This window comes from Arenibacter sp. S6351L (genome assembly GCF_023016025.1).
GTDB classification, from domain to species: Bacteria; Bacteroidota; Bacteroidia; order Flavobacteriales; family Flavobacteriaceae; genus Arenibacter; species Arenibacter algicola_B.
This window is the reverse complement of record NZ_JALKBB010000012.1, coordinates 26,030-38,342: the sequence shown is the minus strand read 5'-3', so window position 1 is coordinate 38,342 and position 12,313 is coordinate 26,030. Positions and strand designations below refer to the sequence as shown.

Genomic DNA, 12,313 nt, shown 5'->3' with positions numbered 1-12,313 from the left:
AGGGGGTGCCTTTTTTATTTAAGGGGGTTGTTTGGGGGTTGGTGAATTGGCGAATCCAGACCTAAAGGGGCGAAGTCCTGTAAACACTTTATTCGGCTTTCCCGGAATATCTGTGTTAGCTGGGTTCTGTCGATCTAATTTCGTGTTATTTTGTTGATTGTTATCGTTGGAATCGGGTAGGTAGGGGGTGGAATAACGCGCTTCGGTATCTTATATATCGATTGGTATTTTTTCCACAATTTTTGTTGATAACTTAGTAACTTATATTGGCTATCAACCCTATATTTCATGGGGTATTGCGTATATTTGTAGGATTGCTAAAATTATAATGAAATAAGTATTTATTTATGAGCGAAGAAGCAAATAAAGACGAGCAAAAAAAGAACAATTATTCTGCGGATAGTATCCAGGCCCTTGAGGGTATGGAGCATGTGCGCATGAGGCCTTCCATGTATATAGGTGATGTAGGGGTACGTGGTTTGCACCATTTGGTTTATGAAGTGGTGGATAACTCCATAGATGAAGCTATGGGCGGTCATTGTGATGAGATTACTGTGACGATAAATGAAGACAATTCCATTACTACCCAGGATAACGGTAGGGGTATCCCTGTAGACCTTCACAAAAAAGAAGGTGTTTCAGCTTTGGAGGTTGTTATGACCAAAATAGGTGCCGGGGGTAAATTTGACAAGGATTCCTACAAGGTATCGGGTGGTTTGCACGGTGTTGGGGTATCTTGTGTCAATGCGCTTTCTAAACACCTGAAAGCTACTGTACATAGGGATGGAAAAATATGGGAACAGGAATACAGTAAAGGTAAAGCGCTTTATCCAGTAAAAAGTGTTGGGGAAACCGATAAGAGGGGGACCATCGTTACTTTTACACCGGACGATACAATTTTTACCCAGACTGTGGAATACAGTTATGAGACCTTGGCCAATAGAATGCGCGAGCTTTCATTTTTGAACAAGGGTGTTGCCATTACCCTTATGGATAGGAGGCAAAAGGATAAGGACAGCGAAAGTGGTTTTGTAACCGAACGCTTTTATTCAGAAGAAGGATTAAAAGAGTTTATCAAGTTTCTGGATGGTAATCGCGAGCCTCTTATACGTAGCGTAATTTCTATGGAAGGGGAGAAGAACGATATTCCTGTGGAAGTGGCTATGGTCTACAATACTTCTTATACGGAGAACCTGCATTCCTACGTGAATAATATCAATACCCATGAAGGTGGAACACATTTGGCCGGATTTAGAAGAGGTTTAACATCCACATTGAAGAAGTATGCGGATGCATCCGGAATGTTGGAAAAATTAAAATTCGAAGTTCAGGGAGATGACTTTAGGGAAGGTTTAACGGCTATTATCTCCGTAAAGGTGGCAGAGCCTCAGTTCGAGGGGCAAACTAAAACCAAATTGGGAAACAGGGAAGTATCTGCGGCCGTAAGTCAGGCAGTATCGGAAATGTTGACCAATTACTTGGAAGAGAACCCAGATGATGCCAAAACCATTGTTCAGAAAGTAATTTTGGCGGCCCAGGCCCGTCATGCGGCTACGAAGGCCCGTGAAATGGTTCAGCGTAAAACGGTGATGAGCATAGGTGGCTTGCCCGGAAAACTATCGGATTGTTCGGAGCAAGATCCATCATTGTGCGAAGTGTTTCTGGTAGAGGGAGATTCTGCGGGAGGTACTGCCAAACAGGGGAGGGACAGGGCTTTTCAGGCTATTCTTCCTTTAAGGGGTAAAATCCTTAACGTGGAAAAAGCTATGACCCATAAGGTCTTCGAGAACGAGGAGATAAAAAATATATATACGGCCTTGGGTGTTACCATTGGTACCGAGGACGACAGTAAAGCCTTGAACTTGGATAAGTTGCGCTATCACAAAGTTGTTATTATGTGTGATGCGGATGTGGATGGTAGTCATATTGAGACTTTGATATTGACCTTTTTCTTTAGATATATGCGCGAACTAATAGAGGGAGGGCATGTTTATATTGCAACCCCACCTCTTTATTTAGTGAAAAAAGGTAACAAGAAAAGATATGCCTGGACCGATAAGGAAAGGGATGAGATTGCCGAGAGCTTTAACGGAAGCGTAGGTATTCAGCGTTATAAGGGTCTTGGAGAGATGAATGCCGAACAATTATGGGATACTACCATGAATCCGGAATTTAGAACCTTAAGGCAGATAACCATTGATAACGCAACGGAGACCGATAGAGTATTCTCTATGTTGATGGGAGATGAGGTTCCACCTCGAAGGGAGTTTATCGAGAAAAATGCCGTCTATGCTAACATTGATGCATAAAAAATAGTGTTTACACAACAAAAACTCGCACCACCGGTGCGAGTTTTTTAGTTTTAACAAAAATCTAAGAGTTATGAAATATTTATTTTTAACAGGAATTTTGTTTTTTAGTGTAGCGGGTTTTTCGCAATCCAACGTCAATGAACTATTTGCTGCTGGGATCAATGATGCGGAAAAATTTTCGGATAGTTATTTTGGGCCTGTGTCCGAGGGTGCTATTTACAGTTTGTCCAATGGATGGTACAACTCTGCCGATTCTAAACCCTTGGGTGGTTTTGAGATTTCTATAATCGGTAATATGACCTCTTTTAAAAATAAGGAAGACAAAAAGACTTTCGTTCTAAACACAGCGGATTATGAAAATCTACAGTTCGTAGGTGGGAGCACTTCCCAGCCGGTTTCAACTGCTTTGGGGGATATGGAAGGTATTAGGGTGTTTGTGGAAGGAGAGGTTGGCCCCATTACAACTCGGGAGGAATTTGAATTGCCGACCGGACTGGCTTCTGAAAACATTAACTTTATTCCAACGGCCTTTTTGCAACTAAGTGTAGGATTGGTCAAGGGGTTGGAAGTTAAGGCCAGATTTTTGCCTAAAATTGATACGGAGGACGTTGCTGTGGGATTATACGGTTTTGGTCTGCAATATGACTTTTCTAAATTGTTGCCTGCGGATAAAATATTGCCAGTTGCGCTTTCCGCTGTTGCGGGGTATACGCATTTAAATGCCTCCTATGATTTTACGGACAGTAATATTGTGGATGGTAGCGATCAGCAGATAGAAGTGGATATGAATGTTATAACAGTACAGGCCGTGGCCTCCACAAAGCTTCCGGTCATTAATTTTTATGGGGCTATCGGATATGTTTCCGGAAAATCCACAACAGACGTTTTAGGAACCTACCAAGTACAGTCTGGGCCATTTCAAGAAACCTATGTAGATCCTTTTTCTTTGACTAGAAAGGCAAGTGGAGTTTCAGGAACTTTAGGTGCCAAATTAAAACTTGGTTTCTTTAGGTTGCATGCGGATTATTCCTTGGCGGAATTCAATAATCTAACAGTAGGTGTAAATTTTGGATTTAGATAAATCCAAAATTTACATCTTTATTCCCTTATTGCCAATACGTTGCCTTCATTATCGGCCAATATAATTCCATTATCGGACTCTGTCATGAGTACTATATCTTCTTCTTTATCAAGACCGGGATAAGAAATAATGTATACGCTGTCCTTATGGACCCATTTAAAGTCCGAAATAACCGTTAAATTTTTGTTGTGATAGGTGTGGTATCTACCTAGGTAGGCATCATTAAATATCCACTCCTGTCTAACCGTAACATCCTGTTTTTGCGTGGTGCTTCCATCGGTAGAAATATGGGACCATATCCCAATTACCGGATCGTTGTTTTCTGTAATTCTGGTGCAATTACTGGCCAGTAGGATGCCAATTATCGCCAAGAATGAAAATAATTTCTTCATTTTGTAGGAATTTTCTTAGATTTGGGTACTTACTATTGAACGTACAGTTTCAACTTTCTATTATATTAATTCGACGTATGGAACAGTATTTTAACTTTTTTCGATAAAAGGTCTTTTTATTACGTTCAGTATAAAATTGGAATGGGCTCCAATGGCCATTACTTTTTCCAAAGCCGATATAAAAAGACAAATTCTAATTCCCAATAAAATTTAGTTGGTTTCTATGGATGGGGTGGTATTGTTCTGTTAAAAATCAGTACTTTTGAAAGATAAAATTTAACTTAAAATAACCTTATAATGAAAGTTACCGTTGTTGGAGCAGGTGCTGTTGGCGCAAGTTGTGCAGAGTACATTGCTATAAAGAATTTTGCATCTGAAGTAGTTGTGTTGGATATTAAGGAAGGTTTTGCTGAAGGCAAGGCCATGGATTTAATGCAAACAGCTTCATTGAATGGTTTTGATACCAAAATAACAGGAGTTACAAATGATTATAGCAAAACTGCAGGAAGCGATGTCGCTATTATCACTTCAGGTATTCCACGTAAGCCGGGAATGACCCGTGAGGAGTTGATAGGGATAAATGCAGGGATTGTAAAAACGGTTTCTTCCAATTTGTTGGAACATTCTCCGAACGTAATTTTGATCGTAGTTAGTAATCCAATGGATACCATGACTTATTTGGTACACAAAACTACTGGTTTGCCTAAGAATAGAATTATAGGAATGGGTGGTGCTTTGGATAGCGCAAGGTTTAAATACAGATTGGCCGAGGCCTTGGAGGCTCCAATCTCCGATGTGGATGGTATGGTCATTGGTGGTCATAGTGACACAGGTATGGTTCCTTTAACCGCACATGCCACTAGGAATAGTATTAAGGTATCCGAATTTTTGTCCGAAGAGCGCCTTGCTCAAGTGTCGGAGGATACCAAAGTGGGTGGTGCCACTCTCACAAAATTGTTGGGCACTAGTGCTTGGTATGCACCAGGTGCTGCTGTTTCTTCTATGGTACAGGCCATTGCCTGCGATCAGAAGAAGATGTTCCCATGTTCTGCATTTTTGGAAGGTGAGTACGGACTTAACGATATTTGTATTGGTGTTCCGGTACTTTTGGGTAAAAATGGTATCGAGAAAATTGTAAAAATAGATTTGGCCGAGGCTGAAAAAGCAAAAATGAAGGAAAGCGCTGAAGGCGTAAGAAAGACGAATAGCTTATTGACCCTATAGTTTATTGGGGTTCACTAATATTTAGGGCATCCGTCCCATTTGTTTCCGAGTACCATCGGAACGGGGCGGATGCCCTTATTTTATAAAACTGATAAATATATTGTTAGTTCCTATGGGAAATAATATATTTGCACGCTATTTAAGAATACCATTTTTAAATTAATATATAACCAATGCAAAATAAAGGACTTATAAAGCTTTTCGCTTTTTTGTTTGGGCTAGTTAGTATCTATCAACTATCCTATACATTTATTACCAATAAAGTAGAAAAGGATGCAACTGTCTTTGCTACCAATAAAATTTCAGAATCTGAAGAAGATTACCTTGCAAAAAGGGAAGCACTGGAAGCAAGATATTTAGACTCTATTGGGGGGAATTCCATTTTAGGATTCACCAGTTATGACGAAGCCAAGAAAAAGGAACTTAATAAGGGTCTGGATTTAAAAGGGGGAATCAATGTTACCCTTCAAATTTCTGTAAAGGATATTTTAAAAGGCCTTGCCAATAATACCAAGAATCCTGTTTTTAACAAGGCCTTGGCCGATGCCGATGCCGCTTCTAAAAATAGTGATGCAACTTATATAGACCTGTTCTTTGAGTCTTTTGACAAAATAAAAGGGGATACCAAATTGGCCTCTCCGGATATTTTTGCAAATAAAGGTTTGAGCGATGTCATTAACTTTCAAATGACAGATGATCAGGTTAAACCAATTATTAGGACTAAGATTGATGAGTCTATCGTTTCTGCTTTTGAAGTACTTCGTGAGCGTATAGATGGCTTCGGTGTTACACAGCCCAATATTCAACGTGAAGGTAATTCTGGTCGAATTTTGGTTGAATTGCCTGGTGCAAGAGATATAGGACGTGCGCAGGATTTATTGTCCAGTACGGCCCAATTGGAATTTTGGGAAACATATAAGCAAAGTAACCCTAGTTTAAGTACCTTTTTGCAGGCCGCCAACGAGAGGTTAAAAACTTTGGTAGAGGTTGAAAAGCCGGAAGAAGTTGTTAAGCCAGAATCTGAATTGGATTCTTTGTTGTCTGATGTTGCACAGGATTCATTGGATTTTTCCCAAGATGTAAATCCACTTTTCAGTTTACTTATCCCAGCAAATCCTAACGGAAATGCCTTGGTAAGTGCCGCTATTCAGGATACGGCTAAAATTGGGGAATACCTTAGAATGAAGGAAATTCGCAGATTGATTCCAGCGGATATTCAGTTTGTTAAGTTTGTTTGGGAACGTCCAACCGAAGGTTCGGAAGTTGTTGAGTTATATGCCTTAAAATCCAATAGGGACAATACACCTAGAATTAGTGGGGACGTTGTTTCCGATGCTTCGGATACTTTTGATCAATATAACAAGCCTGCGGTTACCATGACCATGAATACCAAAGGTGCAAAGGAATGGGAAAAACTAACAGGGGATGCCTTTAATAATCAGACCGGTATCGCTATCGTGTTGGATAATAAAGTGTATACTGCGCCTGGCGTTTCTTCAGGACCTATATCTGGTGGTCGTTCAGAAATTACCGGTACCTTTACTATTAATGAGACCAAGGATATTGCCAACGTACTAAGAGCGGGTAAACTGCCTGCTTCTGCAGAAATTATTCAATCGGAAATTGTAGGACCTTCTTTGGGACAGGAAGCTATTAGTAGTGGTTTCTTTTCCTTTATGATCGCTATGGCCATTGTATTGATATGGATGGTGTTTTACTACGGTAAGGCTGGTATTTTTGCTGATATCGCTTTGCTTCTAAACATCCTGTTGATCTTTGGTGTTCTGGTTAGTTTAAATGCCGTTCTTACCCTGCCGGGTATAGCAGGTATTGTATTGACCATTGGTATGTCTGTGGATGCGAACGTACTTATTTTTGAACGTATTAAAGAGGAATTGGCAAAAGGTAAAGGACAGAGCCAAGCTATTGCTGATGGTTTTGGAAATGCACTTTCTTCTATCTTGGATGCCAACATTACTACTGGTTTAACGGCCCTTATATTGTTTGTCTTTGGTTCTGGTCCTATTAAAGGATTTGCTACCACCTTATTGATAGGTATAGTAACCTCATTGTTTACGGCCATATTCATCACTAGACTTTTGGTTGACTGGTATGTGAGTGGAAAAGGAAGAAAATTGGATTTCTCAACAGCCGTGACCAAAAACTTGTTCAAGAATATCAATATCGATTTCTTGGCCAAAAGAAAGATTGCCTATATAGCTTCATCCATTTTGGTGGCAATAGGACTATTCTCATTATTTACCCAAGGTCTTCAGCAAGGAGTCGATTTTGTTGGAGGACGTTCTTATACTGTAAGATTTGAGAAGATGGTAAATCCATCGGAAATCGCTTCGGAATTGAATACTGTTTTTGGAAGTGGTACCAATGTTAAAACTTATGGGGAGGCCAATCAAATTAAAATCACTACTCCTTATAAAGTGGATGTTGAAGGAATTGAGGTGGATAATGAAATTCAGAATAAACTGTATACTTCCCTTCAAAAATATTTGCCGGATGGTACCAGTTTTGAGAATTTTACCATAGGTAGTGGTGAAAAGGCCATAGGAATCCTTCAATCTGTAAAAGTGGGTCCAACCATTGCGGATGATATTAAAAAGAATGCCTTCTTGGCTATTATTGGTTCTTTGGCGGTAGTATTCCTTTATATCTTATTTAGGTTCCGCAAATGGCAGTTCTCTTTGGGTGCAGTTGCGGCTGTATTCCATGATATATTGATTGTATTGGGTGTATTCTCCATTTTTGGTAAGCTTATGCCTTTTAATATGGAGATTGACCAAGCCTTTATCGCTGCAATACTTACGGTTATTGGTTACTCCCTGAATGATACTGTGGTAGTTTTTGACCGTATTAGGGAGATTATAGCTGAAAAGGGATGGAAAGCAGGAGAGAATACCAACTTGGCCCTGAACAGTACCTTAAGTAGAACCTTGAATACGTCCATGACCACCTTGGTAGTGTTGTTGGCAATATTCATATTTGGCGGTGAATCCCTAAGAGGATTTATGTTTGCCATGATTATAGGTATCATTGTGGGTACTTATTCCTCCTTGTTCATTGCAACTCCAGTAATGTTCGATACTTTAAAGAAGAAAACTCAAATAGGAAAGGAAGAGTAGTATTCTCTGACCAACTATAATACAAAAGGCCGCTGATCAGCGGCCTTTTTTTATATTATTTTTCCATGGGATCCTTCGGGAGATGTTTCTAGTTCATAGATAAATTGGGGTTCCAAGCCTGGTTCTTTCCTATGGGATACAAAGACAATGGCAGACTTGCTTTCCTTTGCAATTTTATTGACAAGGGATATAAAAAGCAACGCACTTTCATCATCCAGCCCTGCGGTAGGCTCATCCAAAATTAGCAGGGGAGGGTGTTTTATCATAGCCCTAGCGGTCATGACCATACGCTGTTGCCCTGCAGATAGGTCGGCGAATAGAACGTCCCTAAGATGCCACATATCCAGTATAATTAGCCATTCTTTGGCCAAGGCCTTCTGGTTTTCAGTGGCTCTTAGATAGAGTCCAACAGAATCGTTCATCCCGGAAATGACCATGTTTAGACAAGAGTGTAGGCCCGAAAATTTATCGGTCATGGCAGGGGTGTAGTACCCAATCCTTTTCTTAATGTCCCAAACGCTTTCCCCACTGCCTTTGCGCTGTCCAAAAAGGTACAGCTGTTGTCCGTAGCCTTTGTGGTTGTCTCCGGTAATCATGGATAGCAGTGTTGATTTTCCACTTCCGTTTGGGCCTATGAGTTGCCAAAACTCCCCTTTTTTAATAGTCCAATTAATATTGTCCAGTATTTTTTTGTCCCCATATATTACGCTTATGTCCTTGCAGTCTATCAAAATGGATTCTTCATAATCCGTAGGTGTAATGGGCATGGGAATTCTACCGGCAAAAGAAGAATCTATGGATGGGTTGTATTCCTTATTTGCTTTAGATCCACTGGTAAGCGGTCGTATTGTAGATCCTTCCAAAATCATCTCATGGGTTATAAACGGTAAAATATCGGCTTTTCTGCTTATAAGCTGAATGATATAGGTGTTTTTTGAAATATGGTCAAGAGAGGTTTTTAGGTCCTTTTGGGCGTTCTTATCCAAATTGTCGAAGGGATTGTCCAAAACAATATAATCGGGCTTTAAATGAAAGATATATTTCAATAGCGCCTTTTTTTGTTCCCCGCTGGACATCGTCTTAAGCAACTGCTGTGAATTTTTATTGATAATCTGGATTCCGTGCCTTTCCTCTTCGTCTATAAATTGGTTTAGGGTTATTTTGGAGAATAAGGCCCCATCTAAATTCTCCAGGGCGTCAAATCCTTCAGGGAGGGGACCTTCCAATACATTTTTTATGAACTGGTCCTTATGTGAGTTGTTGCTGATAAATACGGCCCAGTGTATTCTTTTGTTCATCATTAATGGCATTTTATACAATTCAACGGAAATATATGATCAATTTATTTTTTGTGATTTTTGGCCTTATTTATTGAACCAATAAGTGAATTTTAATGTCAAAGCCCAATTTCTTCCTTCAAGGGGTTCAATAAGGTAGTTGTTGCTGTACACCAAAAATAGGTCGGAGGCGGGCTTATAGCGCCATTGAAACCGCGAATTTAGATTAAAGTTTTTGGATTGCTCATTGTATTGGAACAAGGTCGCAAAGAATAATTTATTGGTAAAGGTAACATCTACCTCCGAGCCAATTAGCCAAAATTCTGTGTTGTTCCATGGCGCCGGTAGATTAATGTGGTTATAACTTAAATTACTGCTTAGACTTACAAATGGCTGAAAGCGGTAACCCAATTCGCTTATAAGGCTCGTTCTATTGCCATCGGAATAATATCCTCCAAAACGTCCGCCAAAGGAATAGGTAAACATACTTTGTGGCTTGGAAATAAAATCGAAGGTATAGGCGTTCCAATGGTGCCGGGTTCCAATATCCAAGGATTCCTTGCCCGATCTTGTTGGGTCAAAAGGGGATAGTAGTTCCACGTATTCATCGGATACGCCAAAGTTTAATTTGGAACGGTCCCTAAAGTCCAACAGGTACTCTAAAAGGTTAATATTGTCGGTACGCTCCAATTTTTCATTAAAAAAATAGCTGGTGCTTAGTTTAGGGCCATGACTTAAAATAGTGCTTTTCTTTGGAAAGAATAAAAGCCCTGCATAAGAGGTTATGTTGATATATCCATTTCGCGGAACAAAGCCAACCTCGGCTGTGTAATTGTCTTCGACGGACTCTTCCTGTATTCGCCAATTCCATTTTCGGCTTTTAAACTCTAGATGCGCGGCTTGGGTAAATCCGTTTCCATTTTTGTTGGGGGCGAACGACTTCAGGAAAAAGGCTTTCCCTGTCCATTGATTATTGGCGGAGGCCAAGTTATATTCCAATCCCAAATTTCGATTAAACCTTGGAAAAACTGTTCTAATGGAATCCGTATCCTGAGGGTAATTAATAGACTCCTTGTTTACAAACATTAGGCCAATGCTGGAACGGGCAAAAACTTTTCTTTGTAAAGAGAGCACCCCAAAATTCTGGCTGGGAAGTCCTGTTTCCTCTATACTGGCGGTTTGCATATCCATTAACCCCATCCGCCATTTGTTACTGAGATTTCCGCTTACCCTTGCACCAGCTCTAATGGGTACACCCAATCCTATTCTCCTGGAGAAGAAGGGGCGTATGGTGGCATATCCAAAGTTGGCAAACAGATCCCCGTTCTCCAAGAAGAATTGTCTTTTTTCTGGGAAAAAAAGTTCAAATCGGTCAAGATTGGTTACCTGTCGATCTACCTCTACCTGGGAGAAATCTGGGTTTACCGTCAAGTCTAAATTCAAGGAGGTACTAAGACTGAATTTAACATCGCCTCCAATTTTTTTGTCATATTGGGTATCCGTGTTATTTTCCATGTCTTCACTAATACCGCCCAATACATATGGAATAATGGAAAAATTTGTTTTTGGGGAGGGAGGAGGGGAGTCCCATACCAAAGTTCCGGTGTAGGCTAACGATGCCGTGGGAAATTGTCGGGGAATTGGTGTCCAACTCGATTTTTCACCCGATTTTAAATCCAATCTACTAAAGTTAATGCCCCATTCGGTAACGCCATCTTCATAACGTATGGATTTGAAGGGGATGGCCATTTCGAAGACCCATTTTTCATCATCGCTTGTTACTGCGGATACCCATTTGCTGTCCCAGTTGAGATCTACACTTCCACCACTGTGCATGGTGCCGTCCCATTGGGCGCCTGCCGCGTTGGAGCCAAAAGAATAACCGGTGGTTTGGTTGTTAAAGGGGTCCATAAATAATAAAAAGTTGTCATTTTTTCCAAAAATAAAATCGCGTCGCAATGATTCTACATAGTAAGGGCCTTTGGTGGCGTTGTAAAAAGTAGCTAAAAGGTAGAGGTTATTGTCGTCGTAGGTCATCCGGATTTCAGAGGGTTCATTCGCCATTCCGGTATCCATGGGCAATACCATGTAGAAGTTGGTTGCCACATCGGTATCCTGCCAGGCCAAATCATTCCCAATGCCATCTATTTCTATAGCTGCAGTAGTCTTGTGGATATGGAGTTGAAAGGATTGGTTTTTTTTCTGAGCAGCAAGGGGTAAGGCCAAAACAAGGGCTAAAAGAGTTAGGAGCACTTTTTTATAGGCAGACAAAGGGTTGGTATTTTTGTTGGTTGAACTCACTAAAATAGGCATTTTATGAGGATCTAAACCATTTGGCATGCTTTACTTTCAATCCCAAATACAACAATTTTACTTGCCAATTATGGTGTTTTCCTATATGCAATGGAATCCCCTACGGTTAAAGACCATTTGTCCGACATGCCAGCATTTACTTCCAGAACATATTTTACGGGAACTTTAGAGGGCAAGCTGCTTTCATTAAAGGGCTGTGCATTTTTTTGAAAACTGGCAATTTTCAATTGGTCGTCCACAAAGATAAGGTCCAAGGGAAACTCAGTGTTTTTCATATAAAAGTAATGCATGGCAACATCATCAAAAACAAACAACATGCCCTGGTTCGGTTCCATGGAACTACGGTACATGAGTCCAGTTTCTCTTTCGTAGTCGGTATCTGCTATCTCTATGTCCAAAGTAGTTAAAACGGAATCCGATTCCTTCTTCAGTATGCGGAGATCGCCTTCTTTCTTAAAGGTAACCGGAGCTGTTTTTATAGCTTTTTTCGATTCTTCCTTGCAGGAAAGCTGAATGATAAAACAAACAACAAAAAGTAGATAGATTTTATTATTTCTCATTTTACAATTACTGTTTG

8 protein-coding genes are annotated in these 12,313 nt (G+C 40.3%); 4 read left to right on the top strand and 4 right to left on the bottom strand.

Annotation, left to right across the window (positions count from 1 at the left end):
- Positions 1-347 precede the first annotated feature (347 nt).
- The gene (gene gyrB, locus MWU82_RS11525) at positions 348-2,309 is read left to right on the top strand and encodes a DNA topoisomerase (ATP-hydrolyzing) subunit B (protein ID WP_215946378.1); all 1,962 of its coding nucleotides are present in this window, start codon (positions 348-350) and stop codon (positions 2,307-2,309) included.
- A gap of 73 nt (positions 2,310-2,382) precedes the next feature.
- Complete coding sequence (locus tag MWU82_RS11520; protein ID WP_247096500.1) at positions 2,383-3,393, top strand: DUF6588 family protein; 1,011 nt, start codon at positions 2,383-2,385, stop codon at positions 3,391-3,393.
- A gap of 17 nt (positions 3,394-3,410) precedes the next feature.
- Here the strand turns inward: MWU82_RS11520 and MWU82_RS11515 are convergent, their stop codons facing one another.
- The gene (locus tag MWU82_RS11515) at positions 3,411-3,785 is read right to left on the bottom strand and encodes a hypothetical protein (RefSeq protein WP_215946380.1); all 375 of its coding nucleotides are present in this window, start codon (positions 3,783-3,785) and stop codon (positions 3,411-3,413) included.
- A gap of 297 nt (positions 3,786-4,082) precedes the next feature.
- Between MWU82_RS11515 and mdh the strand changes: the two genes are divergently transcribed.
- Both mdh and secDF read left to right on the top strand, forming a co-directional pair.
- Positions 4,083-5,009: a malate dehydrogenase gene (gene mdh / locus MWU82_RS11510; protein WP_215946381.1), complete on the top strand. Its 927-nt coding sequence runs from the start codon at positions 4,083-4,085 to the stop codon at positions 5,007-5,009.
- 173 nt (positions 5,010-5,182) lie between these two features.
- Positions 5,183-8,146 carry a protein translocase subunit SecDF gene (secDF, locus tag MWU82_RS11505; RefSeq protein ID WP_215946382.1) on the top strand — a complete coding sequence of 988 codons (2,964 nt, stop codon included), beginning with the start codon at positions 5,183-5,185 and terminating at the stop codon, positions 8,144-8,146.
- Between the two features lie 50 nt (positions 8,147-8,196).
- Here secDF and MWU82_RS11500 read toward each other — a convergent pair whose 3' ends face one another.
- The 3 genes from MWU82_RS11500 to MWU82_RS11490 form a co-directional block, all read right to left on the bottom strand.
- The gene (locus tag MWU82_RS11500; protein ID WP_247096499.1) at positions 8,197-9,447 is read right to left on the bottom strand and encodes an ATP-binding cassette domain-containing protein; all 1,251 of its coding nucleotides are present in this window, start codon (positions 9,445-9,447) and stop codon (positions 8,197-8,199) included.
- 63 nt (positions 9,448-9,510) lie between these two features.
- Positions 9,511-11,724 (bottom strand): DUF5916 domain-containing protein, encoded by a 2,214-nt coding sequence (locus MWU82_RS11495; protein ID WP_247096498.1) that lies wholly within the window; start codon positions 11,722-11,724, stop codon positions 9,511-9,513.
- 80 nt (positions 11,725-11,804) lie between these two features.
- The gene (locus tag MWU82_RS11490) at positions 11,805-12,296 is read right to left on the bottom strand and encodes a DUF192 domain-containing protein (protein WP_215946384.1); all 492 of its coding nucleotides are present in this window, start codon (positions 12,294-12,296) and stop codon (positions 11,805-11,807) included.
- Between the last annotated feature and the right edge of the window lie 17 nt (positions 12,297-12,313).